Origin of the sequence: Calidifontibacter indicus (assembly GCF_003386865.1) — a bacterium.
Classification (GTDB): domain Bacteria; phylum Actinomycetota; class Actinomycetes; order Actinomycetales; family Dermatophilaceae; genus Yimella; species Yimella indica.
Genome location: NZ_QTUA01000001.1, coordinates 1,705,416 through 1,729,477 on the forward strand (window position 1 = coordinate 1,705,416; position 24,062 = coordinate 1,729,477).

29 protein-coding genes are annotated in these 24,062 nt (G+C 69.0%); 24 read left to right on the plus strand and 5 right to left on the minus strand.

Annotated elements, in window-relative coordinates; translation table 11 throughout:
- The first annotated feature begins 3 nt into the window (after positions 1 to 3).
- Positions 4 to 1,053 carry an NUDIX domain-containing protein gene (locus DFJ65_RS17430; RefSeq protein ID WP_170144034.1) on the plus strand — a complete coding sequence of 350 codons (1,050 nt, stop codon included), beginning with the start codon at positions 4 to 6 and terminating at the stop codon, positions 1,051 to 1,053.
- A 39-nt stretch (positions 1,054 to 1,092) separates the two neighbouring features.
- A complete protein-coding gene (locus DFJ65_RS08105) occupies positions 1,093 to 2,781 on the plus strand; it encodes an HNH endonuclease signature motif containing protein (RefSeq protein WP_115922589.1) in 1,689 nt (562 codons plus the stop codon).
- 102 nt (positions 2,782 to 2,883) lie between these two features.
- Here the strand turns inward: DFJ65_RS08105 and DFJ65_RS08110 are convergent, their stop codons facing one another.
- Positions 2,884 to 3,804, minus strand: coding sequence for an oxygenase MpaB family protein (locus DFJ65_RS08110; protein WP_170144035.1), 921 nt, complete (start codon positions 3,802 to 3,804; stop codon positions 2,884 to 2,886).
- A 115-nt stretch (positions 3,805 to 3,919) separates the two neighbouring features.
- Between DFJ65_RS08110 and DFJ65_RS08115 the strand changes: the two genes are divergently transcribed.
- The 19 genes from DFJ65_RS08115 (at position 3,920) to DFJ65_RS08195 (ending at position 18,118) form a co-directional block, all read left to right on the plus strand.
- Entirely contained in the window at positions 3,920 to 5,323 is a 1,404-nt protein-coding gene (locus DFJ65_RS08115; protein WP_245950109.1) for an ammonium transporter, read from the plus strand.
- The gene (locus DFJ65_RS08120; RefSeq protein WP_115922591.1) at positions 5,320 to 5,658 is read left to right on the plus strand and encodes a P-II family nitrogen regulator; all 339 of its coding nucleotides are present in this window, start codon (positions 5,320 to 5,322) and stop codon (positions 5,656 to 5,658) included. Before DFJ65_RS08115 ends, DFJ65_RS08120 begins: the two co-directional genes overlap by 4 nt.
- Positions 5,659 to 5,807: 149 nt before the next feature.
- Positions 5,808 to 8,171 carry a [protein-PII] uridylyltransferase gene (locus DFJ65_RS08125; protein ID WP_115922592.1) on the plus strand — a complete coding sequence of 788 codons (2,364 nt, stop codon included), beginning with the start codon at positions 5,808 to 5,810 and terminating at the stop codon, positions 8,169 to 8,171.
- Between the two features lie 9 nt (positions 8,172 to 8,180).
- Positions 8,181 to 9,800 (plus strand): signal recognition particle protein, encoded by a 1,620-nt coding sequence (gene ffh / locus DFJ65_RS08130; RefSeq protein ID WP_115922593.1) that lies wholly within the window; start codon positions 8,181 to 8,183, stop codon positions 9,798 to 9,800.
- Between the two features lie 95 nt (positions 9,801 to 9,895).
- Positions 9,896 to 10,843: a tyrosine-type recombinase/integrase gene (locus tag DFJ65_RS08135; RefSeq protein ID WP_245950111.1), complete on the plus strand. Its 948-nt coding sequence runs from the start codon at positions 9,896 to 9,898 to the stop codon at positions 10,841 to 10,843.
- On the plus strand, positions 10,840 to 11,268 hold the full coding sequence (locus DFJ65_RS08140) for a hypothetical protein (RefSeq protein ID WP_115922594.1): 429 nt from the start codon (positions 10,840 to 10,842) through the stop codon (positions 11,266 to 11,268). The genes DFJ65_RS08135 and DFJ65_RS08140 overlap by 4 nt, the downstream gene beginning before the upstream one ends.
- 87 nt (positions 11,269 to 11,355) lie before the next feature.
- Positions 11,356 to 11,640, plus strand: a complete 285-nt coding sequence (locus tag DFJ65_RS08145) for a hypothetical protein (RefSeq protein WP_115922595.1) — start codon at positions 11,356 to 11,358, stop codon at positions 11,638 to 11,640.
- Positions 11,637 to 11,963, plus strand: a complete 327-nt coding sequence (locus tag DFJ65_RS08150) for a hypothetical protein (protein WP_147301354.1) — start codon at positions 11,637 to 11,639, stop codon at positions 11,961 to 11,963. The genes DFJ65_RS08145 and DFJ65_RS08150 overlap by 4 nt, the downstream gene beginning before the upstream one ends.
- Positions 11,960 to 14,254 (plus strand): hypothetical protein, encoded by a 2,295-nt coding sequence (locus DFJ65_RS17780; RefSeq protein ID WP_211308396.1) that lies wholly within the window; start codon positions 11,960 to 11,962, stop codon positions 14,252 to 14,254. The genes DFJ65_RS08150 and DFJ65_RS17780 overlap by 4 nt, the downstream gene beginning before the upstream one ends.
- Positions 14,251 to 14,490, plus strand: a complete 240-nt coding sequence (locus tag DFJ65_RS08160; protein WP_115922597.1) for a hypothetical protein — start codon at positions 14,251 to 14,253, stop codon at positions 14,488 to 14,490. Before DFJ65_RS17780 ends, DFJ65_RS08160 begins: the two co-directional genes overlap by 4 nt.
- Positions 14,487 to 14,633: a hypothetical protein gene (locus tag DFJ65_RS17435; protein ID WP_170144036.1), complete on the plus strand. Its 147-nt coding sequence runs from the start codon at positions 14,487 to 14,489 to the stop codon at positions 14,631 to 14,633. The genes DFJ65_RS08160 and DFJ65_RS17435 overlap by 4 nt, the downstream gene beginning before the upstream one ends.
- Complete coding sequence (locus tag DFJ65_RS08165; protein ID WP_115922598.1) at positions 14,630 to 14,923, plus strand: WhiB family transcriptional regulator; 294 nt, start codon at positions 14,630 to 14,632, stop codon at positions 14,921 to 14,923. Before DFJ65_RS17435 ends, DFJ65_RS08165 begins: the two co-directional genes overlap by 4 nt.
- Positions 14,920 to 15,105: a hypothetical protein gene (locus DFJ65_RS08170; protein ID WP_115922599.1), complete on the plus strand. Its 186-nt coding sequence runs from the start codon at positions 14,920 to 14,922 to the stop codon at positions 15,103 to 15,105. Before DFJ65_RS08165 ends, DFJ65_RS08170 begins: the two co-directional genes overlap by 4 nt.
- On the plus strand, positions 15,105 to 15,347 hold the full coding sequence (locus tag DFJ65_RS08175) for a hypothetical protein (RefSeq protein ID WP_115922600.1): 243 nt from the start codon (positions 15,105 to 15,107) through the stop codon (positions 15,345 to 15,347). The genes DFJ65_RS08170 and DFJ65_RS08175 overlap by 1 nt, the downstream gene beginning before the upstream one ends.
- Positions 15,344 to 16,132, plus strand: a complete 789-nt coding sequence (locus DFJ65_RS08180) for a hypothetical protein (protein ID WP_115922601.1) — start codon at positions 15,344 to 15,346, stop codon at positions 16,130 to 16,132. The genes DFJ65_RS08175 and DFJ65_RS08180 overlap by 4 nt, the downstream gene beginning before the upstream one ends.
- An 85-nt stretch (positions 16,133 to 16,217) precedes the next feature.
- On the plus strand, positions 16,218 to 16,388 hold the full coding sequence (locus tag DFJ65_RS17440; RefSeq protein ID WP_170144037.1) for a hypothetical protein: 171 nt from the start codon (positions 16,218 to 16,220) through the stop codon (positions 16,386 to 16,388).
- Between the two features lie 29 nt (positions 16,389 to 16,417).
- Positions 16,418 to 16,738 (plus strand): terminase, encoded by a 321-nt coding sequence (locus DFJ65_RS08185; protein ID WP_115922602.1) that lies wholly within the window; start codon positions 16,418 to 16,420, stop codon positions 16,736 to 16,738.
- 292 nt (positions 16,739 to 17,030) lie between these two features.
- Positions 17,031 to 17,327, plus strand: a complete 297-nt coding sequence (locus DFJ65_RS08190) for a hypothetical protein (RefSeq protein ID WP_115922603.1) — start codon at positions 17,031 to 17,033, stop codon at positions 17,325 to 17,327.
- Between the two features lie 68 nt (positions 17,328 to 17,395).
- Positions 17,396 to 18,118 (plus strand): potassium channel family protein, encoded by a 723-nt coding sequence (locus DFJ65_RS08195; protein ID WP_115922604.1) that lies wholly within the window; start codon positions 17,396 to 17,398, stop codon positions 18,116 to 18,118.
- A 310-nt stretch (positions 18,119 to 18,428) separates the two neighbouring features.
- On the opposite strand, the gene DFJ65_RS08200 is transcribed toward DFJ65_RS08195, so the two are convergent.
- The 4 genes from DFJ65_RS08200 to DFJ65_RS18045 form a co-directional block, all read right to left on the minus strand.
- Positions 18,429 to 18,716: a DUF6907 domain-containing protein gene (locus DFJ65_RS08200; protein WP_115922605.1), complete on the minus strand. Its 288-nt coding sequence runs from the start codon at positions 18,714 to 18,716 to the stop codon at positions 18,429 to 18,431.
- A gap of 284 nt (positions 18,717 to 19,000) precedes the next feature.
- Positions 19,001 to 19,204, minus strand: coding sequence for a hypothetical protein (locus tag DFJ65_RS08205; RefSeq protein ID WP_115922606.1), 204 nt, complete (start codon positions 19,202 to 19,204; stop codon positions 19,001 to 19,003).
- Positions 19,201 to 19,410 carry a hypothetical protein gene (locus DFJ65_RS08210; RefSeq protein WP_147301355.1) on the minus strand — a complete coding sequence of 70 codons (210 nt, stop codon included), beginning with the start codon at positions 19,408 to 19,410 and terminating at the stop codon, positions 19,201 to 19,203. The genes DFJ65_RS08205 and DFJ65_RS08210 overlap by 4 nt, the downstream gene beginning before the upstream one ends.
- A gap of 241 nt (positions 19,411 to 19,651) precedes the next feature.
- Positions 19,652 to 21,292, minus strand: coding sequence for an RNA polymerase sigma factor (locus tag DFJ65_RS18045; RefSeq protein WP_245950112.1), 1,641 nt, complete (start codon positions 21,290 to 21,292; stop codon positions 19,652 to 19,654).
- Between the two features lie 97 nt (positions 21,293 to 21,389).
- Here DFJ65_RS18045 and DFJ65_RS18050 point away from each other — a divergent pair, with 97 nt between their 5' ends.
- From DFJ65_RS18050 to DFJ65_RS08230, 3 genes are all read left to right on the plus strand, one after another.
- Positions 21,390 to 22,190: an alpha/beta fold hydrolase gene (locus tag DFJ65_RS18050; RefSeq protein ID WP_245950113.1), complete on the plus strand. Its 801-nt coding sequence runs from the start codon at positions 21,390 to 21,392 to the stop codon at positions 22,188 to 22,190.
- Between the two features lie 3 nt (positions 22,191 to 22,193).
- Positions 22,194 to 22,847 carry a hypothetical protein gene (locus DFJ65_RS08225; protein ID WP_115922609.1) on the plus strand — a complete coding sequence of 218 codons (654 nt, stop codon included), beginning with the start codon at positions 22,194 to 22,196 and terminating at the stop codon, positions 22,845 to 22,847.
- A gap of 96 nt (positions 22,848 to 22,943) precedes the next feature.
- Positions 22,944 to 24,047 (plus strand): amidohydrolase family protein, encoded by a 1,104-nt coding sequence (locus tag DFJ65_RS08230; protein WP_115922610.1) that lies wholly within the window; start codon positions 22,944 to 22,946, stop codon positions 24,045 to 24,047.
- Positions 24,048 to 24,062 lie beyond the last annotated feature (15 nt).

Sequence of the window (24,062 nt, forward strand, 5' to 3'; positions counted from 1 at the left end):
ACCGTGTCTGTGATCAAGGTCAAGGCGATGGTGATCGCGCCGAACGACGCCTTCACCGCGCACGCCGTGTCGCTGCTCCCGCCGACCGCGGAGAACCCGGGCGGTTATCACCGGCTGATCGGTGGCAGCGTCGAGTTCGGCGAGACCCACCGCGAGGCCGTCGAGCGCGAGGTGCGCGAGGAACTCGGCGCCGACCTGATCGATGCGGTGCTGCTCGGCACGGTCGAGAACATCTTCGAGATCAACGGCGAGACCGGACACGAGATCGTGTTCGTGTACAGCGGTCGCCTCGACCCCCAACCGCCGGCGGACGGTGCACAGCTGACCGAGGCCGACGGTGCCGTCTATCCGGTGGTGTGGCGATCGTTCGACGACGTGAGCGAGCAATTGCCGCTGTTCCCGGACGTTGTGTCGCTGGTGCACCGGTTGCCCCGGCCCGGCGTCGACCGAGGAGAGCAGAAGCAGAGCACCGTCGCCGCATATGACAGCGACGTCGCGGGTTACAGCGGCGGCACCCGGCAGTTGCCCGAGCATGTGCGGCGGGTGGCCGAGCTGTTCGCGCGGGATCTCGGACCGGACGCGCGGGTGCTCGAGATCGGTTCGGCATCCGGGCGCGACGCGGCATTCCTCGAATCGCTCGGTGGGCGAGTCGACCGCACCGACATCACCCCGGGATTCGTCGATGCGCTACGTGCGGCCGGCCACGACGCCCGGGTGGTCGACCCATTGACCGACGACCTCGGCCACGGTTACGACGGAGTGTGGGCGAATGCCGTTCTGCTGCACCTGAATCGACCCGAGATGGCAGTCGTGCTGCACCGACTGCGATCCGCTGTGCGACCGGGCGGACGTCTCTACTGCTCGGTCAAGGAAGGCGACGGCGACGGTTGGTCACGACACGGGAATGTCGTGGGGGCTCGTCACTTCACCTTTTGGCGCGAGCCGCACCTGCGTGAGGTGCTGTCGGCCGCCGGCTGGAAGGTGGAGTCCATCGAGACGCGGCCCGGCAGCAAGTTGGACGAAACCTGGCTGTTCGTGGTCGCCACGAGGTAGCGATCGGAGGTTGTCGGTGGCGCCGCCTAGTCTCGTGTTATGAGGATCAGTTGGTCTGAGGTGAGCGGCTCCGACGGAGTCGACTTCCTTGTGCGCCAACTGATTTCGAAGACGAACCCGCGCCCGCTGCACCCTGATCTGCACCTCGCGTTCGAGGTGCGGGCGACGGCGGCCGATTGCCTGCAGCACGCCGTTGAGTGGTGTCGCAGAGCCTTCGCGAATCTCGACGGCGATGCTCTTCGCGCGGGTCCGGACGGTGGTGTGACCGGTTCCCGTCCGGTGACGGTGGAGCAGCTGCGGGCGTTGGAGCAGGCCGTCACGGCAGCGGCCGAAGTTGGGTCGGTGTCGCAGGCCGCGCAGGCGATCGCGATGGCGCGCTACGCCGCGGTCGACCAGGAGAAGGTCGACGACGACACCGGCTTCGCGGCCCCCGTCGAGCACTCACTCGGGCATGAGGCTGAGTTCGCAGATGTCGATCTCGGGGTGGCCTGTGGGTGGTCGCCGCGCACAGCATCAAACCGGTTGTCGGGCGCGCTGAGTGCCTGCACGCGCACACCGCGGCTGCTGGCGTTGGCAGTCGAGGGGCAGGTGCCGTTCTGGAAGGTGTCGGCGGTGGCGGCCGAGGTCGCCGCGGCCTCGCCCGCGACGGCAGCCCGGGTGGAGCAGCACCTGCTCGACGCGCGCGGGTTCGATGCGTGGGGGCTTGTCAAGCTGCGGAATACCGCTCGGGCACTGGTGTCGCAGTGGGAGGCCGACGCGGCTCGTGAGACGCGGAAGAAGAAGGCCCGGGAGTTGACCGGGGTATGGGCTGGCCCGTGTGACGAGGCCGGCCTGGCCGAGTTGCGGGCGGTCGGCCCGACCGATCAGATCGCGAAGATCATGGGTGCGGTCGAGGCGTTGGCGCAGCAGTGGTTGAAGCAGCCGCAGCACCCCGACGATCATCCGGTGGACGCGGCGGGGGAGCCATCGCGGCCGGTCAAGCCGTCATTGGGACAGCTGCGGTTGAAGGCGCTGCACGATCTGGTCTGTGCGGGCACGGACGTGTCGTTCCAGGTGACGGTTCAGTTCCCGATCGTGCCCGACGACGACGCAGGAGGCGCCGCTGACCGGCCGCCTCCGAGGGGTGCTGCCTTCACCGCGCAGGCCGACGATGGCTCGCCGCCCTCGGGGTGCTCGCCGCCGGCGGGTTGCTCGTCGGGTTGCTCGTCAGCACAGCCACCCGACCCGAGCAGACATCCGGATGACGAAGACCGGCGCGATGATCAGCGGCCGACGGAGCCCAGGTACCGGGCGGGCTGGGCACGGGTGCCAGGGGTCGGATTGATCGATCCGGCGGTGGTTGCCGCGTTGAACGACGCGGTCGGCGTCGAGTTGGCGCGGGCGTTGGTTGACGTCCGCACCGGAGCGACGGTCGAGACCCGCAACCTCGGGTATGTGCCGGGGGAGCGATTGCGCCGGTTCGTGCAGCAGCGCGACGGCACCTGCCGATTGCCGGGGTGCAGCCGTCCCGCGGCCCGGTGCGAGCAAGACCATGTGGTCGAGTGGCCGATCGGTGCGACCGAGGGTGGCAACCTCGCCAGCTTGTGCAAGCACCATCACGACGCGAAGACCGCCCGACACTGGGACTACGAGTTGAGTCGTGACGGCGTGTGCACCTGGACCTCGCCGACCGGCCGCACCTACGTCACCTACCCCGATTCCGCCTGGGACGATCAAGCCACCGGGTGAGGAATCGGATGCTGTGTTGATCGTCCGAGTTGTTCACCGGGCGAGCAGCGGTGGTTGCCGGACGAGCGCGACTTGTCCGAGGTCAGCTGCAGCAGCCGGACGTCACGCCGGGCCCACCGACGTCAACTGGTCGTGCGTTAGCCGGTCGCCGGCCACGAGTGGGTCGTTCAGCATCCAGCGAATGCCGCGCACACCGGCGTCCCCGGCCCGCAGATCGACGGCCCGACGGGCCGATGAGAACCGCAGACCGAACAGTTCGAGCGCGTAGTCGGGCAGCGACGCGACGGCGCCGCGATACAGCGCGGCGTACCCGAGTCGGCCCGGCCCGTCGAGGCCGTGCGGGTGCTTGAGGTACTCCAGCACATCGAGCGCGTCGGGTCCGGCATCGAGCACCGGCCGGTACGAGGCCAGCACGGCTCGCAGTTCTGCGACCGAACCGGGAGGCGTAGGCACCCCGATCCCGCCGGCCGCGCGGGCGGTCTGTGCGACGTAGAGGTCGGCGTCCGCGTCCGACAACGTCGCGGCACCGAATCGGCGATACGCATCGAGGAAGCTGTCGATCTCGGCGCAGTGCACCCACAACAACAGGTCGGGATCGTCGGCCCGGTAGGCGCGCCCGTTCGGTGCCACTCCGCTGATCCGCGTGTGCACCTTCGACACCCGGGCCATCAGCCGCTCGGCGTCGGCCACCGACCCGTAGGTGGTCATCGAGATGAACCCGCTGATCTGCTGCAAGCGCCCCCACGGGTCGTCTCGATAAGTGGAGTTCTGCGCCACCCCGGCCATCGCCACCGAGTGCAGCGCCTGCAACAACAGTGCTCGCACGCCGCCCAGAAACATCGACGCATTGGCGTGCACCCGCCAGATCGGGTCGTCGGCGGTGAACCAGCGCTCGCCGGGAGTGCCCCAGATCGAACGGGCGCGGCGCGCCGCGTCGTCGCCCGCCGTTCGTGAACGCAACTCGGACGCTGCGCGGTGCCGCAGCCGGTCGTGCACCGAGGACACAGGGTTGGGGAAGGACACGCAGCCATTATGGGCCGCCGTCCGAAACCTCATGTTTACCGCGCTCGGAAGAATGTCACATGCCTGAAACACGACGCGCCGGGTGAGGAAACGCCACGGGCGGAAGGTACTCGGCATGAGCATTCACACCGCCTTCGTACAGGCCGAGGTGCCGACGCTGGACACGGGCAACACAGCCTGGATGTTGGTGTCGGCCTCCCTCGTCCTGTTCATGACCATTCCCGGACTGGCGCTCTTCTACGGCGGCCTCGGCCGCGCCAAGGGCGTCCTCAACATGATGATGATGTCGTTCGGTTCCTTCGGGCTCATCGGCATCCTGTACGTGCTGTACGGCTACTCGATGTCGTTCGGCACCAAGGACATCGGCGGCCTGTTCGCCGGGCCCTTCGAGTTCTTCGGCCTCAAAGGCTTGATCCCCGGCGAGCCGGGCGCCGAGACGATCACCAGCGCCGGCATCCCGGCCCTCGTCTTCGTCGGCTTCCAGTTCACCTTCGCCGCCATCACCGTCGCCCTGATCAGTGGCGCGATCGCCGACCGCGTGAAGTTCAGCACCTGGATGGTGTTCAGCGCCCTCTGGGTCACGCTTGCCTACTTCCCGCTCGCCCACATGGTGTGGGGTGGGGGATTGCTGTCTGGTTCGGAGAGCGGCATTGCGGCCAAGCTGTTCGGCACCACCGACGGTGTGGCCACGGTCGCCCCGATCGACTTCGCCGGCGGCACGGTCGTCCACATCAACGCCGGTATGGCCGGCCTGGTGCTCGCCCTCCTGGTCGGCAAGCGCATCGGGTTCGGACGCCAGCCGATGCGTCCGCACAACGTTCCGTTGGTCATGCTCGGTGCCGGAATCCTGTGGTTCGGCTGGTTCGGTTTCAACGCCGGCTCCGCACTGGGCGCCAACGAATCGGCCGCGCTGGCCTGGGTCAACACCACCGTCGCCACCTGCGCCGCGATGATCGGCTGGCTGGTCGTCGAGAAGCTGCGTGAAGGTCGCATGACCTCCGTCGGTGCCGCCTCCGGTGTCGTCGCCGGTCTGGTCGCGATCACCCCGGCCTGTGGCAACGTCACCCCGCTCGGCGCGATCGGCGTCGGCGTGATCGCCGGTGGACTGGCGGCGCTGGCCGTCGGACTGAAGTACAAGTTCGGTTTCGACGACTCGCTCGACGTCGTCGGTGTGCACCTGGTCGCCGGCTTCTGGGGCACCCTCTCGCTCGGCATCTTCGCCCGCGGCACCGGCCTGGCGTACGGCGAGTGGAAGCAGCTGATCGTGCAGCTGGTCATCGCGGTCGTCGCCCTCGTCTACACCGCGATCATCACCGCCATCATCGGCTTCGCCCTCGCCAAGACCATGGGTTGGCGGATCAGTGAGGACGACGAGATTTCCGGTATCGACACCGCCGAGCACGCCGAGTCTGCTTACGATCTGGTCGGATTCGGTGGCGCGAGCCGACTCGGTCAGAGCCGCTCCGAGCACGACGCCCGGCACCACCAAGAGGTCAAGACCGAAGGAGCGAACGCATGAAGCTCGTCACCGCCATCATCAAACCGTTCAAGCTGGACGAGGTGAAGGAAGCCCTCGAGGCCTACGGAGTCGCCGGCATGACGATCAGCGAGTCCAGCGGCTACGGCCGCCAGCGCGGACACAGCGAGGTCTACCGGGGCGCCGAGTACGCCGTCGACTTCGTCTCCAAGCTGCGGGTCGAGGTGCTCGTCGACGACATGGACGCCCGCAGCGTCGCCGACGTCATCGTGAAGTCGGCACAGACCGGGCGCATCGGCGACGGCAAGGTGTGGATCATGCCGGTCGAGGACGTGGTCCGCGTCCGCACCGGCGAGCACGGCGAAGCCGCGCTCTGACAGACACCGGGTGGCCCGCGTCCCCCAGCGCGGGCCACCCGGTGACACCTGTCCTGAAGCGACAGCTTCCCGAACCGACCACCCAGAACCGACATCCAGAACCGACATCCCGGACTCGAGCCCAGAACCCGAGCGAAAGGCAGCCCGAAGTGAAGACCGACCACGGCACGCGGCGTCTCGATCTGGCCGACACCCGGTCGTTCGCGCAGGAAGGCGCCGGCCAGGCCCGGCGACTGCGCCTCGCCTCGCACGCGCACACCGCCCTCGCCGACCTGTGGGACGAAGCCGTCGCGCCACACGGCAACCGCGCCCGGGAGGGCATCGCGCTCGCCGCGGTCGGCAGCCTCGGCCGTGGCGACGCCGGCCCACTGAGCGACTACGACCTGATCCTCGTGCACGACGGACGCACGGTCGGGGCCGGCGACGTCGCCGAGATCGCGAACTCCATCTGGTATCCGTTGTGGGACAACGGGATCCGACTCGACCACAGCGTGCGGACGTTGGGGGAGTGCCGCACCGTCGCGTCCGGCGACCTCAGCGCCGCACTCGGCATGCTCGACATCGACTGGGTGGCCGGCGACCCCGTGCTCGTCGCGGGTGTACGCCAGGGCATCGCCCACGACTGGCGGGCCAACGCCCGCAAGCGCCTGCCCGAACTCGTGGAGTCGATGCGGGCCCGCCACGAACGCCACGGCGACCTCACCAGTTCGCTCGAACCCGACATCAAGGAAGGCCGGGGCGGTCTGCGTGACATGACCGTGCTGCGTGCCCTCGCCGGTGCATGGCTCGCCGACCGCCCGCACGGTGACGTCGACGACGCGTACGCCCGCCTGCTCGATGTGCGCGATGCGCTGCACGTCGCCACCGGACGCGGCCGGGAGACGCTGCACCTGGATGACCAGGACGCCGTCGCTGCGCTGCTAGGCCACCCCGACAGCGACTACCTGCTCACCGGGGTCGTCGACGCCGGACGGCGCATCAGCCACGCACTCGAGGCCACCCTGCGTCGGGCGGGGCAGAGCCAGCGGGCCCGTGTGCTGCGGGTCGGGCCGCGGCGGCCGATCCTCACCCCGCTGGGCTACGGGCTCTACGAGCACGACGGTGAGGTCGTGCTCGGCCCCAACCACGCCGACGGCCACCCCGACCACCTGCTGCTGGTGCGTGCCGCCCGCGCGGCCGCCCGCTCGCGAATCCCGTTGTCGCCCACCACGATCGCCAACCTCTCCCGCGGCCTCGAACCGCTGCCCGGCCCGTGGCCCGAAGACGTCCGCGATGCCTTCCTCGACCTGCTCGCCACCGGCCCCGGGTTGGTGCCGGTGTGGGAGGCGCTCGACCTGGCCGGCATCGTCGAACTCTGGATCCCGGAGTGGAAGGCCGTGCGCAGCCGTCCGCAGCGCAACTCGGTGCACCGCTACACCGTCGACCGGCACCTCGTCGAGACCGTGGTGCAGGCCTACGAGCGGCGCGCCGACGTGTCGCGCCCCGACGTCCTGCTGGTCACCGCGTTGCTGCACGACATCGGCAAGATCTCCGGGGTGCACGACCACGCCGAGGAGGGCGCGCCCGTCGCCGCCAGCATTGCCCGCCGGATGGGGCTGGGCGAGCGCGAGGCCGCCGATGTCGAACTGCTCGTGCGTCGCCACCTGACCCTGATCGAGTACGCCACGCGCCGCGACCCGCAGGACGCCGCGACCGTTGCCGCGCTCGCCGAGGCCGTCGACCACCGGCTCGACCTCTTCGAGCAACTGCGGGCGCTCACCGAGGCCGACGCGCTGGCCGCCGGGCCGAAGGCATGGACCGGCTGGCGGTCCGGACTCGTCGACGAACTCACCGCGCAGGTGCGGGCGTCGCTCACCGCGCGCCCGGCGCCGAGTTTCGACGACGACCCCGCCAGCGAGGTGCTCGCCGATGCGCTCCCCGCGCTGCGGATGGGGGAGCCGTTCGTGCGGGTGACCCGCACCGCCGGTGGCGCCGAGGTGCTCATCGCCGACCGCGACCGGCTCGGCCTCTTCGCCGACTCGGCCGGGCTGTTGGCCGCCACCGGGGTGCTGGTGCGAGCCGCCCGGGTGCGCACCATCGACGACGTCGCGGTCAACACCTGGCAGATCGAGTCGCCGTTCAGCGAACTACCCGCCGAGGAAGACCTCGTGCGCGGCCTGGCCCAGCTCGGGCGCGGCGACCACGGCCCGTTGCGGGCGTTGGAGCGGCGTCGGCCTACCCCGCCGCCGCTCGGTTCGCCGCCGCCACGCGCCACCCTCGTGCCCGGTGGGTCGCAGACCGCCACCGTGATCGAGGTGCGCTGCCCCGACCGCCCCGGACTGCTGCGGGAGATCGGGATGGCGTTCACGAAGGCAGGGATGGCGGTGCGCTCGGCGCACGTTGCCACCTACGCGGGGCAGACGCTCGACACCTTCTACATCACCGCGGCCGACGGTCGGGTCCTCGACCCGCCGGCAGCAGCGGGGCTGATCGGCACCGTGATCGATGCATTGGACCCGTCCGGCACCGTTTAGTCTTGTCCGGTGTTCAACAGCCTGAGTAACCGTCTCACAGCCACTTTCAAGAACCTTCGTGGCAAGGGGCGCCTGACCGAATCCGACATCAACTCCACCATCCGGGACATCCGGTTGGCGTTGATCGACGCCGACGTCGCGACCCCGGTGGTGCGTGAGTTCACCGGACGCGTGCGCGAACGCGCGCTCGGTGCGGAGGTCAGCGGTGCGCTCAACCCCGGCCAGCAGGTCGTCAAGATCGTCAACGAGGAACTCATCCAGATCCTCGGTGGCGAGACCCGCAACCTCAACATGGCCAAGACCGGCCCGACGGTGATCATGCTCGCCGGTCTGCAGGGTTCGGGTAAGACCACCTTCGCCGGCAAGCTGGCCCGGCTGCTGCGCGACAAGGGTCACTTCCCGCTGCTGGTCGCCGCCGACCTGCAGCGCCCGAACGCCGTCCGCCAGCTCGAGGTCGTCGCTGAGCGGGCCGGTGTGCCCTGCTTCGCGCCCGAGCGCGGCAACGAGGGCGGCCACGACGCCGTCACCGACTCCGGTGAGGGCACCCGCAGCTTCGGCGACCCGGTGTGGGTCGCCCGCGCGGGCATCGGCCAGGCGAAGGTGCGGCAGTACGACGTGGTCATCGTCGACACCGCCGGCCGCCTCGCCGTCGACGAGAACCTCATGCAGCAGGCCCGCGACATCCGTGACGCGATCGAGCCCGACGAGGTGCTGTTCGTCATCGACGCGATGATCGGTCAGGCGGCGATCGAGACCGCGATGGCGTTCAGCAAAGGCGTCGACTTCACCGGTGTCGTGCTGTCGAAGCTCGACGGTGACGCCCGAGGTGGTGCCGCCCTGTCGGTCGCCACGGTCACCGGCAAGCCGATCCTTTTCTCTTCCATCGGTGAGGGCGTCAAGGACATCGAGGTCTTCCACCCCGACCGGATGGCCTCCCGCATCCTCGACATGGGTGACGTGCTCACCCTCATCGAGCAGGCCGAGCGCGCGTTCGACCGCCAGCAGGCGGCCGCCATGGCCAAGAAGTTCATGGACGAGGAGGACTTCACCTTCGACGACTTCCTGCAGCAGTTGGCTGCGGTGAAGAAGATGGGCAACCTCAAGTCGATCCTCGGCATGATGCCCGGCATGGCGCAGATGCGCGACCAGCTCAACTCCCTCGACGAGCGCGAGTTCGACCGGGTCGAGGCCATGGTGCGCTCGATGACCCCGTTCGAGCGCACCCACCCCAAGCAGATCAACGGTTCGCGCCGCGCCCGCATCGCCCGCGGTTCGGGTGTCACGGTGTCCGAGGTCAACCAGTTGCTCGAACGCTTCGGCCAGGCGCAGAAGATGATGCGTCAGATGCGCCGCGGCGGCGGTGTTCCCGGAATGCCGGGTATGCCCGGTATGCCGGGGATGGGTCCGGGCGCGGGCAAGCGCGGTAAGCAGGCGCCGAAGAAGAAGGGCAAGTCGGGCAACCCGGCCAAGCGCGCCCAGCAGGAGGCGGCGGCGGCGGCGAAGGAGTCGGAGGCGCGCGACAAGGCGTTCGGCAACGCTTTCGGGCAGCAGGAAGAGCCGGACATGAGCAACCTCAAGCTTCCCAAGGGCTTCGAGAAGTTCCTCGGGCCGGGCGCCGACAAGGACTAGCGAAAATTCCGCGTCATTCCAAGGTTCTCAGCCCTTACGAAACAAACCATAGCAGAGCACAGCGCTAGTAGTGAAGAAATTGCTACGATTGGCGCGTGCCCACCGATGAACCGACCCTGACGCTCGACGACGCCGCCGAGCTGGTCGACGCGTGGCTGGTGCACCTGCGCGGGATGGGCAAGGCCGAGGGCACCCTCGTTGCCTATCGGCGCGGGGTGAACCAGTACCTCGCGTTCTGCCGCGAGCACGGCCACGACGACCCGATACGCCGGCGCGTGCTGTCGGCGTGGCTGGCTCACCTGCGCGACGCGCAACAGATGCAGGGCTACACCGCCCGCTCCCGACTCACCGCGGTTCGGCAGTTCGCGAAGTGGTTGCTCGACGAGGGGGAGATCGACGCAAACCCGTTCGTCGACATGACACAGCCTGCCGTCGACGAGAAGTTGGTTGAGCCGCTGACCCTTGACCAAATCCGCGCGCTGCTGGCGACGTGCGCAACACCGAAGGGTGCCACCGCCGAGCGAACCTACGTCGACGTTCGTGACGCCGCGCTGATCCACGTGCTCGCCGAGACCGGGATGCGCGCGGGCGAAGTGCTCGCCCTCGACCTCGACGACGTGCACTGGAAGGACAACCCCGCGTATCTGATCGTGCGCAGATCGAAGACCCGGCGCGGGCGCACCGTTCCGTTGTCGCCCCAGGCCGCCGACCGGATCGGGCGCTACGTGCGAGCTCGGCGCCGGCTGCGCGATGCCGACCGATCATCGGCGTTCTGGTTGGCCGCCCGCGGTGGAGTGCTGCAGTACAGCGGCCTCTATGACGCCCTGGCGAAGCGGGCCGACGAGGCCGACGTGCCGAACTTCCACCCGCACAAGATGCGCCACACCGCCGCGCACCGCTGGCTCGCCGCCGGCGGGTCGGAGGGTGGTCTCATGTCCGTTGCCGGGTGGCGCTCACCGCAAATGCTGATGCGCTACACGCGGGCGCAAGCTGCCCAGCGTGCCGCCGAGGAAGCCAAACGTCTAGGACTGGGGGAGCTATGACCGACGCCGCCGAGCTGTACCGTGCCCTGCTGGGGAGCGATCGACTGCCGACGCTGCGCAGAATGACCTACCGATGCGCGACCAAGGACCGCTGCCTGTTGCTCGACGCCGTGGAAACCCCGCTCGGAACCGTGCTGCACCAGACCCGCTACAAGTACAGCCCCGCCGAGAACGAGAAGCGCAGCAGCGCCTCGGGCCGGGCGAAGAACACGTTCGACGGCGTGAACCACTGGCGCGAACGGACGTACTACATCGGCGAATCGGCGCTTGCCTACCCCGACGATCTACCGTCGCCCCAGCTCGGGGTGTCGTGTGACCACGTGCTCGAATACCTGCTTGCCGCAACGGAATTCCGTGACGATTGGTCTGCCGGACGCGTCGAAATCCGCGTTCGTGCGGATGGGTCACGGTATGCCGTAGGCTGATCGCACAACGTCCGGCCGGTAACGCGGCCCGTCATGGAATGGCGAAGGGGTACTTAGCGACCCCGGAAACCGGAAGGTTCCGCCGCCATGACGCGAACAGAGCGTCGTCTCATCGCACAGATCGCAGCCAACGAGAGTTGGGCCGCGACCCCCGACCGCGCCGCACGCACAGCACCCGCACGTCGTGCGCTCGACCAGAAGTTCCTCGACGCCGCCGATGGTGACCCCGTGCGCGCCGAGCACCTGCGCAAAGCACACTTTCAGCGCCTGGCGTTGAAGTCGGCGAAGGCCCGTCGCCGCTCCAAAGAGCTGGCCGCCGAAGCCGACGCCGCCGACGCCGAGCTGCGCGACCTCAACGGGGGTGCAGCGTGACGAATACCATTGAACGAGAAAGCCGCCCGACGGGCAACCGGGCGGCAATCACGAAGATTCAAGGCGACAAATCTACGCCCCAGTCTACCGCCCTCGCCGCCGATACGTTGATCCTCGCGCGACGCGTCGATTACGCCGTGCTGGTCGTTGCCCAGCGTCGTGACGGTGTTCTTGTTGCCCAGGTGTTCACCACGCTCGCCGCCGCTGAGAAGAAGGTCAGCCGCACCCGTGAGCGCGGCCTGTTGGCCTCGCTGACGCTGGTTCGACTGACGCCGGTTGCGTCGACCGTGGACCCCGCCGAGGCGCTGGGGTGGTCGGAGTGAGCGCCGCTCACGGTCGGCTGGTGGCCGCGCTCGAGGCCGCCGGCTGCAAGGTGGCGAACGGTGGCCGCGCCGCGGTCTGCCCCGCCCACCCGGACAACGCGCCCAGCCTGTCTATCGGCACCCGCAAGGACGGCAACGGCGTGGTGATCAAGTGTCACGCCGGGTGCACCGTCGGCGACGTGCTCGACGTGCTCGGACTGAAACCGGCTGACCTGTTCGACGAACAGACGAAGAAGGCGAAGGCGGAGCCGGCGCGGTTGGTGGCGACCTACGGCTACGTCGACGAGCACGGCGAGCTCCTGTTTGAGAAGTTGCGCTACTCGCCGAAGTCCTTCCGGCAGCGGGCCGCGTCGGGCGCGTGGAACCTCAACGGGGTGCGTCGGGTGCTGTACCGGCTGCCTGACGTGCTCGACGCCGTGAAGGACGGCAGGACCGTCTATGTGACCGAGGGGGAGAAGGACGCCGACGCCCTCGCTGCTGCTGGTGTGACCTCGACCTGCTGGACCGAGGGAGCCTGGAGAGCGGGTGAGTCGGCGAAGTGGCGGCCGGAGTACACCCGGCAACTTGACGGTGCGAACGTCGTGATCGTCGCCGACCTCGACGACCCAGGACGACACACCGCCGCGACGATCGCGGGCGAACTCGCCCCGGTTGCTGCGTCGGTGCGGATCGTGCACGCCGCCGAAGGCAAGGATGCCGCCGACCACCTCGCAGCCGGCCACACCGTTGCCGAGCTGGTCGACCTGATCGACCTGATCGACGGTTCCGACGTTTCCGGTGCATCCGGCGGTTCGCACGCGCCGATGACGCTAACCGAGGTGCACGAGGTGTTCCGCAGGTGGTTGGGGCAGGACTACGACACCGACGCACTCGATGCCGTGATGGCCGCCGCGGTGGTCGAACGGATGGGCGGTGACCCGCTGTGGTTGCTGCTGGTGTCCGGTTCGGGAAACGCGAAGTCGGAAACCGTCGTAGCCCTCGCCGGCGCCGGTGCGATGCCGGTGAGCACGATCAGTTCCGAGGCCGCGCTGCTGTCGGCGACCAGCCAGAAGGACCGGGCGAAGGACGCTACCGGCGGACTGCTGCGCGAACTCGGTGACCGCGGGGTGCTGGTGATCAAGGACGTGACATCGATCCTCTCAGCGAACCGCGACATGCGTGATCAGGTGCTCGGGGCGCTGCGCGAGGTGTACGACGGGCAATGGACGCGTTCCGTCGGCGCCGACGGTGGCCGGCGGCTGAACTGGTCCGGTCGGATCGCTGTCGTCGGCGCGGTCACGACGGCATGGGACAGTGCGCACGCCGTCATCGCCAAGTGTGGTGACCGATTCGTGCTGTGTCGGATGGACTCGACGACTGGTCGGCAGGCCGCTGGCCGGCAGGCGATCGCGAACACCGGGCACGAGGTTGAGATGCGGGCCGAGCTGTCGAAGGCGGTTGGGGCGGTTGTCGCCGGCGCAACGCTGGACCCGGCCCCGGTGACCGAGGACGAATCGCGGGTGCTGCTGGCCGCCGCCGACCTGGTGACGCTGGCCCGTACCGCGGTGGAGTTCGACCGGATCGGCAACGTGATCGACGCCCACGCGCCGGAGATGCCGACCCGGTTCGCGAAGCAGTTGGCGCAGGTGCTGCTCGGTGCCGCCGCGATCGGTGCCGACCGTGACCATGCGCTGCGGTTGGCGATCCGATGCGCGCGGGACTCGATGCCGCCGCTGCGGTTGGCGATCATCGACGACCTCGCCGCCCATCCTGGCTCGACCACGGCGCAGGTTCGCAAGCGGTTGGGTAAGCCGCGCGCGACCGTCGACCGGCAGCTCCAGGCGCTGCAAATGCTCGGTGTCGTCGACGTCGACGAGGAGGAGACGACGTGGGCAGGCAAGGAGGCGACCCGCTGGCACTACACGATCGCCGACGGCATCGATCCTGACGCCCTCCAAATCAGTACCGCAAATGTCACTTCATACCCCTATCCCCCAAGTAAGGGGGGAAGGGGAGCCGATTCACAAGGCACCTCTACTGACATTTTCGGTACTGATTCACCCGCGCCGGAGACCTCGCCGGCAGACGGCGACCGCTTCCCCCGATTTGGGGAATCAGTCCGGACTCAGTCGGGAATCGGGAATCAGTCGGCTGCCGACACCCTCATCCCGCCGGCGAACGAAACCGGCGAAACCAGCGAAACCACCGGCGACCGCTGTCCCAGGTGCGCAGGACCGATCAGCGGTGAACGTGCCCTGCTCGACCTCGATTGCCTCGACTGCCACAACACAAAGAAGGAGACGATCCGATGAGCACCGACACCACGAACTACGACCTCGCGAACCTGACCGCTGCTGTCCGAGCGATTGCACACGGCGATGCCAACGACCCCGGCGGCCGCGAAGCACTGGCAATGGCTGTCGGCTACCGAGGCGAATCGTCGCCGACCCTCGCCGGTGCGATCGAGAAGGCCGGATACGAAATCGCCGAAGCGATCCGAGACGGCCTCGACCAACTCGCCCGTGCGATCACGGAGGGCACCCGATGACCGGGCCGACGGTGGCGACCCTCACCGCGCTGACGCTCGGGCTGCAGGTGGCCGCGCCGGTGGTGTTCGTTGGCATCGTGGCTGGCGTCGTGATCGTCGACTACGCCGACCGGCTCGACGACCGGCAGCAGGTTGACCGATGACCGCCGCCGAGCGCCTGGACCGGGCGCTGTTGGGACTCGCGGAGGACGGCAAGCGGCCCAGGTGTGCCGAACCGGGCGGCCATGAACTGTGGACGTCCGACGACCCCGAGGACCGTGCGACCGCTGTCCGGTGGTGTCGCGGGTGCCCGGTGCTCACCGAGTGCGCAGACGCCGCCGCCGAGCTGGATGCCACGTGGGGAGTGTGGGCCGGCGTGGACCGCTCGAGCAACAGGGCAGGACGAAGCCAACAACGACCCAAGAAGACCACCAAGAAGGAGACCGCAGCATGACCGATCAGACACCGGAGGCCGAGTTCCTCCAGAACCTCACCGGGCGCACCCGACCCGGCGACGACCAACCCGAACCGCCGGCCCCCGGCGAACGATCGACCAACCCCGAACGCGACGCGCAACGCACCTTCCTGCGGTTGCTGGTGTCGACTGAGCACGACTCGCCGGGGTGGAGCCTGTGATGCTTCCGCCCGACGTCGACGAGCGCGCCGTGAACACCATCCACGCCCTGTGCAGCGTCGCCGGCGATGAAGCGCGCGTTGTTGCACTCATCCAGCGACTCAGCCAGGGCACAACCCTCGACCAACTCAGACGTGACCTCTCAGCCGCGCTGATCGTCACCTACGGGCGCTGCTTCGCCGCGCCGATCCCGACCCCCACGATCCCGACCAGCACCACCACCACGAAGGAGAACAACTCATGACCACTATCGGTGACCTCACCGCCGCACTCAGCGCAACCCGGCAGACCGCCCGTGACCTCGGGATCGAGCTGCCGACAGCACTCGTCGACGACCTCGCCGCCCTCGATGCCGTCACCCAGCGCAGCGCCCAAGCCCGCACCGACGCCAACGCGCTCCCCGAGCTGCTGCTCGACTGCTGGATCGAAGGCCGCGACCCGGCCAAGGACAAGAGCGTGACGGCAGCCGCGCACCTGGCAACCATCACCCAGCCAGGCACCATCGGCGCGGTGATGGCCCTGCTCGACCAGCGCCGCGCCGACACCATCCGGCAGCACGTCCCGGCGATTCTCGCAGCGTTCGCCCCGTTCGTCTCCGAAGCCGACGCCGCGATCAGCACCGCCCGCGACACCATCCCCGGCCTCAAGCTCAACCGGGCCGCGATGAGCGGAATCGACGCGGACCACCTCACGATCTTCGGCAAAGCGTTCGAGGCTGTGCAGCACCTTGACCAGATCGTCACGACCTGGCAGTTCCTCGCGACCGCGGCACGAGTCGCGAGCGTGCAGCCGTACACCGCGCCGGCCATGATCCTGTGTCCGGACATCACCACCGCTGCACTCGACGCGCTGCCGAACGTGACCGTTGCCGGCCTCGCCGAAGCGGGGCACCGGTTCGAGCTGGCCACCGTCGACGACTACCGCAACCGGGCGGCACGACTCGACGCCGAGCGCGACCAGATCGACCAGCGCAAGCGCGAAGCCCGCGAGAGCAACCGCTACGCGGCAGCGTCCTACGGCCTCGTCTGACCATCACGACGGCGCCCAAGCCGGTGACCCGCTCGCACACCGCCGAGCGGGTCACCGGTTGCCGGGATTCGTTACAGGCCGACCAGTGCTCACGACGCTCCCGAGCGCGCAGCAGCACCTCGACCAGCACGACGGCCACGGCCCGACGATCACCCGCGAGCGGCCCGCGCAGCAGCGCCTCGACCCACCCACGCAGGGGTGCCGCCGCCCCGCGAAATGCAGCCCGCTGGTGTTAGCCGCCGATACCCCCGTCTAATCCGACAATCCGACCTAGGAGACTCCACTATGACCACCCAAAAGCCCCCTAGCGGCCTCTCAGCGCCCGGCGCGGCGCTGTGGGCCGCGATCACGTCCGAGTACGAGCTGGCGCAGCACGAGCTGGCTGTGTTGCTCGAGGCGTGCCGCACCGTCGATGTGCTGCAGCAGCTCGACGACCTGGTGCGCACGGACGGTGTGACGAACACCAGCCCGCAAGGTGTCCGTGCTCACCCGGCGCTGGTCGAGGCGCGGCAGCAGCGGCTCACGTTGGCGAAGCTGTTTGCCGCCCTCGCGATCCCCGCCGACGTCGACACCGCCGCCCGCGGCCGGCTGAAGGTGGCGCGGTGAGGCGCCGGCGCCCCGCTGACGCCGAGGTGACGGGCCTCGATCGGTTCCTTGCTGCGTTGGCCGAGCGTGGGGGTCCGGTCGAGCGCGCTCAGTATCGGTGGCACCTTGAGCACCTGGCCAACCCTGTGACTGCAGAGCCGCCCACGGACCCCGTAGGCCCGATTCTTTCGCCCGGTGGAAAAACGGCGCAGAGAGATTGGGCCTAACCCCTGCGGGCTACTTCTTGGCCGGTGAGGGTCCCCCTGCCGTGGGTGTATCAGCGACCAGCAGCCGAGTGCGTAGTCTGCGTCCTATGAGTGATTCCGCACGCCTGCAACTGCCGATCAGCTACTACACCGAGGCTGGGGAGTGCCTCTACGGTGATGAGGAAACAGGCCGCGTGCCCGAGATCGGCTCGGGCATCATTCTCAGTGCTCCGGGGCATTCGCACGAGGCGCGCTGGCGGGTCGTCGACGTGTGGCACAGCTTCGCCCAACAGAGCCCGTTTAATTGGGGCGCGCACGTTTTCCTTCGAGCCGTGAGTGACACAGAAGAAGACCTGCCACAGCGGATCGATCCGGACTATTACACGCCGATCGCCGGCGACTGACGCACACTGCCCGCACCCCTGCCAGTGCCCGGCTCGATGCCGTGGCGACGGCACCTAGGCTGCGGCTCATGAGTGAACGAACCGGGCATGCTGAGCGTTGGGAGCGCGCCACTGAGTGGCCCCTGATGGCGACTGCCGTCGCGTTCCTGGTGGCGTACGCCGTGCCGATCCTGTGGCCCGATGTGGGCACCACCGTTCGCGCGGTCTGCGAAGTGGTGCAGTGGCTGGCGTGGGCGCTGTTCGTTCTCGACTACGTTGTGCGCCTGTTGCTCGCCCAGCACCGTGGTCGCTGGGTGCTGCGGCACCTGCTCGACCTGGCCGTCATCGCACTCCCGCTGCTGCGTCCGCTGCGGCTGTTGCGATTGGTGACCTTGCTGAACGTCCTGAACCGTCGCGCGTCGGTTGGTCTCCGTGGCCGCGTGGCTGCGTACCTGACCGGCGGCTCGGTGCTGCTGTCATTCGTCGCGGCGCTGGCCGTGCTCGACGCCGAGCGGTTGAACGCGGACGCTTCAATCACGTCGTTCGGTGATGCGTGGTGGTGGGCGTTGACCACGATGACCACGGTCGGCTACGGCGACACGTTCCCGGTGACCACCACCGGGCGGTTCATCGCGTCGGCGCTGATGGTGGGTGGCATCGCGTTGCTCGGAACTGTCACCGCCACGTTGGCGTCATGGCTGGCTGACCGCGTGCGTGAAGAAGAAGCCGCGTCTGACGACGTGCTGGTGGAGCTGCGTGCGCTGCGGCGAGAGATCGCCGAGCTGCGAGCCGGTCGAGCAGACAGTTCGTAGGCGCGGACCACCTGGCGGTGGGCAGAGTTCTGGCATCCCCCACCAGGGTTACCCCCGATCCATTTCCCGGACTCGGAACCGGCCACGACACCTATCCCGCCCTCGATTCGAGAGCAGGCTGTGCCGCGGACCCGTGGCCGACTGTGCACCGACGATCACGGACGCCCTGCCCCGGCTGCAGGGAAGCACCGGGCACCTACTGAGAACCGCTAGAGGTGAGAGAGACGCGGTGGGAGGCGTACGACGCCGCCAAGGCCGAGCACGGACAAGGGGAGGGGGAGGGAGGCCCGTGCTCGACGTTGGGGGCGCCCTACTGGCGGGCGAGGGTGGGCAGCGGTTGCCCGTTGAAGTCCGCCGCGAGAGCAGCGGCCACGGCGATGCCCGACGCCAGGTCGAGCGCGGCCTGTGGGTCGAGGTCTTGCACGTTGTCGGCGAGGACCGGCGCGACCATGACCGGCCCCTGGTCGAGTTGGGCGAGGTCGACCCGGAACAGACCTCGCGCGTTCGCCACGGTCGTTTCGTGGAGTGTGTGCGCGTCGTCGGGCTGGTCGTCGTGGCTGGTGTCGCACCACTGCGGGCACGGCGATTGCTTCGGCATGGCTTCCTACTTCCTGTTCGGTTGAGTGCGTCGGAGGAGTTCGAGCGCAAATGTGCAGTTCTGCACAAAACGTTCTGCGGCGTCGTTCGCGAGCTTCCGACGGAAGTGCTCGCAAGGCTCGATGCCGGTCGCTGGCCGCTGCTGGCCGCGCGAGTTGGTGATGGTCGGCGGCTGGCCGTCTGAACTTGCATTTGCAAGATCACGCGAGACGGTCCGGCGGGCGACAGTTGGAGGTACGCGCGGGCGTCGGTGGCGCGTTCGTAGACCGGGGTCCCACCCGGCGGTCACGACGACGCACCGCCCTTCGGCACGAGCAGTTCGAGCAGCCCATCGAGCATCCGAACGATGCAGCCGGGGCACATGAATTCCTCGAACTCGGTGACCTCCTGGCCGATGGGCCGCGCCCAACCGCGCACCGGCTCCCACTTCGCAGCGCGCGCGTCGGCGATCGTCGGCACGCTGGCGGAGCACTCGCTGCAGGCGATCACGCTGCACGCCCCTCGACGTCGGAGGGCAACGGCTGGCCGTTGTTCGATGACAGGGTGACGCCCTGGTCATCGTCGGCGACACGCTCGAACGTTGCGAGGCGGTATGCGTACGCCGGCGCGAACGCGATGCACAGCACGGCCACCACGATTGCCAGCGGCTGCAGGTAGGTGCAGAGCTGCACCCAAGTAGATACGATCGATCCCACGGCAGACCTCCGAAGTCTGTTCGTCACGACCCCGGACGGTTACCGCCGTCGCGGGGTCACCCCTCTAACCGAGGAAATTGCGGCCTACAGCGCTCGGAGAGTCGCGGCTGTATCGCTCACTTGTCGGCGTGTCGCACAGCGCTCACCCGTCCCGATTCGAGAAATTCCTCGGACCGGGCGCTCCGAAGGACTGACGTCGCCACTGCTCCGACGTCGTCGGTGCGACCGGGTGAAACCCCGATCAGATGGGTCCGGCGTTGCGGCGGGTGCGCCGCGCGTTGGGTAGTGCCATCACCGCCGGGTCGACCGCAGGATCGGTCGAGTAGCTGGTCTCGTCCGGCGGACGCGTCCACGCACCCGGCCTCCCGTCGGCTCCGACCCAGGTGAGGTGGTCGACCACACCCGGAATTCCACCGTTCCCGGGCTCGAGATCACGCAGCGAACGGGCGACCACGATCGAACGCTTCGTGCCGTCGATCGGCACGACGACCACCGTCGCATCGGGGTAGTGCGCCGTCGGGGTGGCCCGCACGGCGCGGGCGCCGTCCGGTAGAAGCGCGAGGAACGACCACCCTTGCGGGTCCAACTGGGTGTCGACGTACGTCGTCTTCACGTTGCGTGCGGTCAGCCACTGCTCGGCGTTGATGGCCCCCCACAGCCCGACGCCGGGAAGTACGAACAGCAGGAACTGCTGATGGACGGCGAGCGCGGCTCGCTCGCCTGTGTTCACCCCGACCTGCTGGCTCGCGGTGCGCCACACCATTCCCAACAGGTCGGAGACCCCTACGACCGTGCTCACCGCGTACGTCGAGTGGTCGCGCAACTCGATGCCGCTGGTGTCGGCCTGGTCGAGGGCGAACTCGGAGCTGGCCGGCCAGCACACGTCGGTGTCGGACGGCACCTGTGCGACGACCAGGGTGACCGGCAGCGGCTGGCCGTCTTCGTACTGCACCGGAGGCAGCGCGGCGGTGTAGTCGCCCCAGGCACTGCGCTGCAGGTGCACCGGGTCGTTGTCGATGCGCACCTGCGGCACGGCGCTGCCGGACGGGCGGCTCAGCACCACCCGCGACGGCGGCTGGTCGCCGGCGAAGACGCCGTTCGAGGTCGTGCCGACACCGAACGGTGCGTCGGGGCGGCCCTGCAACCACAGGAACAGTTGGCCGGTGGCCCGTGCCCGTGCGGGCAGGAGTGAGTCGCCCAAGGTCGCGTCACCGATGAACGGTCGGCGTAACCACCACGTGCCGAACCCGAGCGCGCCGAGCGCCCCGGTGGCTGCCGTCCAACCGAGCATGCGGCGGCGGCTGACCCGGTTGTCGGCCTTCGCGTGCTCGGCGACACGCGCCGGGTCGGCGCCCGCGCACGGGGTGGGCACGCTGTCGAACGGCAGCTCCGCAAGGTCGGTGCTACGGTCGCGCAGCACGCTGAGTGCTGTCTCGCTGCGCTGCTCGACCTGCGTCGGGGTGAGGTGCAGCAGGTCGGCGACCCGGCGGCTCGACAGGTTGCAATACCTGTGCAGCACAACCGCATTGCGGTCAGCAGCTGGCAGGCTCCGGAAGGCCTTCTCGGTCGTGAGTTGCCGGCGCCTCACCTGGTCACCCGGTTCGCCGGTGGCACCTGCGGTGACCGGCACGACGGCGGCCTCGGGTGCGGGCTTGCGGCCGGCGGCCTCGAGCAGCGCCGCGTACGCCTGTTGCACCGGACGGTCGTCCCGGTGCCGTGACCATCCCGCCAGCACCCGTCCGAGAGCGGCCTCGGTGACCTCGGTGGCCCGTACCCGGTCGGCGGTGAGCAGCCACGCGGCCCGCAGGAGGTCGCCCTCGATCACCGCGGCGAACTCATCGAAGCCGTGTGCACCGGCCCGCGGGTTCGAAAGGGTCGTCACCGCGCCATTATCGACCTTTGCGGTGGCGGCGGCCCGGGAACGACGAAGGTCGGCGCAGTATGGTGGCCGGGTCTGCCCATCCCGGATCAGGAGCGTCGTGTCGGATCGTCTGCACACCACCTCGCTGGGCACCACCGGACCCCGCATCGCCTTCCTGCACGGATTGTTCGGTCAGGGCAAGAACTGGACCCAGATCGCCAAGGCGCTGGCTGCCGACTACCGACCGACCCTGTTCGACCTGCCGAACCACGGGCGGTCGCCGTGGACCGCCGACTTCGACTACCTGCAGATGGCCGGTGCGGTCATCGAGGAACTGGAGCGGGCGGCACCGGGGCAGCGGTGGCGGGTGCTCGGACACTCGATGGGCGGCAAGGTGGCGATGCTCGTCGCGCTGACCCGTCCCGACCTGGTGGAGCAACTGGTGGTGGTCGACGTGTCACCGGTCGACTACGGCGCGCACGGTGAGTTCGAGGGCTACATCGCCGGGATGAAGGGCATGCCGCTCGCCGAGGTGCACTCCCGGGCCGACGCCGATGGGCTTGCCGCGCAATGGGTTTCCGACCCGGGAGTGCGCGCGTTCCTGCTGCAGAACCTGCGGCGCGACGACGACGGGTGGCGCTGGCAGGTCAACCTCGACCTGCTCGAGCGCTCGCTGCGCACGCTCGGCAGCTGGCCGGCCGACCGGCTGCCGCCCGGCGCGACGTACGACGGACCGACCCTGTTGGTGTCGGGCACCCTGTCTGGTTACGTGAAGCCGGCGCACGTCGCTGCCATGCGTACGCTCTTTCCCCGGGTGCGCTTGGTGGCCGTCAAGGGTGCGGGCCACTGGGTGCACTCGGAGAAGCCCGACGTCTTCCTCACCACGGTTCGCACCTTCCTCGACGCAGATCGGAGCTGACCGGTGCTCGACAACAGATCTCTGTCCCGGATGTGGGACTACGCCGACCCGCGCGTGTCGGAAGGCCGGCTGCGTGCGGCACGCGACGCGGCAGCCGCCGCCGAAGAACCGGTCGAACGCGACGAACTGACCACCCAGGTGGCTCGGGCGCTCGGGCTGCAAGGCGAATACGCCTCTGCCGAAGCAGAACTCGCCGCGATCAGCTCCGACGTGCCGGTCGTGCAGGTGCGTGTGCTGCTCGAGCGCGGACGGATCGCCAACAGCAGTTCGGATCGTGCCGGGGCGGTGCGCCGCCTGCTCGAGGCGGCCCGGCTCGCCCGCGAACACGGCCTCACCTACCTGCTGGTCGACGCGCTGCACATGCTGGCCATCGCCGACCCGGCCTACTCGGGCCTGTGGACCGACCAGGGCATCGAGATCGCCCAGCGGGCCGACGAGCAGACCCAGGTGTGGATGATCGCCCTGTCGAACAACCGCGGGTGGGACTTCTTCGACGCCGGCGATTTCGCGATGGCGCGGCAGTACTTCGAACAGGCCGAGCAGTGGGCCGACCGGATGGGCACCCGGCGCCAGCAGCAGTTGGCCCGCGAGGCGCTCGCGGAGTGCGACGCGGCGATCCGCGCAGCCGAACCGGCGCGCGACGTGCGCGACTACTGACGTCCGTTCGCGACCGACCTGCGGGACCACTGAACGCGCGTTGCGCCGTCCGACAACCGCACCGCGCCCGGTGACACCGCACTAGGGTCAGGGGACATGAGCGATGTGCTGCACGTGAAGGGCCCGATCCTCGTGTCCGAGACCGAGGTCCGCGACGAACTCTGGGTGATCGACGGGCGGGTCACCTTCACCGCCCCGCTGTCGGCGGAGGCCTCGGACGACGTGTCGACGGTGACCGGGTATGTGTTGCCCGGGCTGGTCGACGCGCACTGCCACGTCGGGCTCGAAGCCACCGGCGGCGTGACCGCGCAGCGCGCCGAGGAGCACGCCGTCGCCGACCGCGACGCAGGCGCGCTGTTGCTGCGCGACGCGGGATCGCCGGTCGACACCCACTGGATCGACGACAGGGAGGATCTCCCGCGGATCATCCGCGCCGGACGCCACATCGCCCGCACCAAGCGCTACATCCGCAACTTCGCCCACGAGATCGAACCCGAAGACCTGGTCGCCTACGTGCGGCAGGAGGCGCGCCGCGGCGACGGTTGGGTGAAGCTCGTCGGCGACTGGATCGACCGCGAGCGCGGCGACCTCGCACCGTGCTGGCCGAGGGAGGCGCTGAAGGCCGCGATCGACGCCGCGCACGAGGAAGGCGCCCGGGTCACCGCCCACTGCTTCGGCGAGGAGTCGTTGCACGACTTCGCCGCAGCCGGCACCGACTGCATCGAACACGCGACCGGGCTGACGACCGAAAGCATCGATCAGTTTGCGGCACAAGGAATTTCGATCGTGCCGACCTTGGTCAACATCGAGAACTTCCCGAAGTTCGCCGACGCCGGCGAGGAGAAGTTTCCCAAGTACGCCGCGCACATGCGCGACCTGTACACCCGCCGGTTCGAGACCGTCGCCGCCGCCCACGAGGCCGGGGTGAAGGTCTACGTCGGCACCGACGCGGGCGGCCAGCTGCCGCACGGGCTGGTCGGCGACGAGGTGGCCGAGTTCGTGAAGGCCGGCATGACGAACATCGAGGCGCTGAGCGCCGCCACCTGGGGCGCCCGCGCGTGGCTCGGCCGTCCGGGGATCGAGGAAGGTCAGGCTGCAGACTTCGTCGTCTACGGCTGCGACCCGCGCGACGACGTCGCCGTGCTCAAGGCGCCGCAGCAGGTGGTGCTGCGCGGCAAGGTCGTGTCCCCGGCCGGCTGAGTCGGGTAACCCGGG

Bases quoted from the DNA above. Each gene is read 5' to 3' on its own strand.
- DFJ65_RS08190 (WP_115922603.1), top strand. From the start codon at position 17,031: ATGAGTGATTCCGCACGCCTGCAACTGCCGATCAGCTACTACACCGAG.
- DFJ65_RS08230 (WP_115922610.1), top strand. From the start codon at position 22,944: ATGAGCGATGTGCTGCACGTGAAGGGCCCGATCCTCGTGTCCGAGACC.
- DFJ65_RS08120 (WP_115922591.1), top strand. From the start codon at position 5,320: ATGAAGCTCGTCACCGCCATCATCAAACCGTTCAAGCTGGACGAGGTG.
- DFJ65_RS08200 (WP_115922605.1), bottom strand. From the start codon at position 18,716: ATGCCGAAGCAATCGCCGTGCCCGCAGTGGTGCGACACCAGCCACGAC.
- DFJ65_RS08165 (WP_115922598.1), top strand. From the start codon at position 14,630: ATGACCGCCGCCGAGCGCCTGGACCGGGCGCTGTTGGGACTCGCGGAG.
- DFJ65_RS08145 (WP_115922595.1), top strand. From the start codon at position 11,356: ATGACGCGAACAGAGCGTCGTCTCATCGCACAGATCGCAGCCAACGAG.
- DFJ65_RS08180 (WP_115922601.1), top strand. From the start codon at position 15,344: ATGACCACTATCGGTGACCTCACCGCCGCACTCAGCGCAACCCGGCAG.
- DFJ65_RS08140 (WP_115922594.1), top strand. From the start codon at position 10,840: ATGACCGACGCCGCCGAGCTGTACCGTGCCCTGCTGGGGAGCGATCGA.
- DFJ65_RS08160 (WP_115922597.1), top strand. From the start codon at position 14,251: ATGAGCACCGACACCACGAACTACGACCTCGCGAACCTGACCGCTGCT.
- DFJ65_RS08195 (WP_115922604.1), top strand. From the start codon at position 17,396: ATGAGTGAACGAACCGGGCATGCTGAGCGTTGGGAGCGCGCCACTGAG.
- DFJ65_RS08175 (WP_115922600.1), top strand. From the start codon at position 15,105: ATGCTTCCGCCCGACGTCGACGAGCGCGCCGTGAACACCATCCACGCC.
- DFJ65_RS08115 (WP_245950109.1), top strand. From the start codon at position 3,920: ATGAGCATTCACACCGCCTTCGTACAGGCCGAGGTGCCGACGCTGGAC.
- DFJ65_RS08185 (WP_115922602.1), top strand. From the start codon at position 16,418: ATGACCACCCAAAAGCCCCCTAGCGGCCTCTCAGCGCCCGGCGCGGCG.
- DFJ65_RS08170 (WP_115922599.1), top strand. From the start codon at position 14,920: ATGACCGATCAGACACCGGAGGCCGAGTTCCTCCAGAACCTCACCGGG.
- DFJ65_RS08105 (WP_115922589.1), top strand. From the start codon at position 1,093: ATGAGGATCAGTTGGTCTGAGGTGAGCGGCTCCGACGGAGTCGACTTC.
- DFJ65_RS17435 (WP_170144036.1), top strand. From the start codon at position 14,487: ATGACCGGGCCGACGGTGGCGACCCTCACCGCGCTGACGCTCGGGCTG.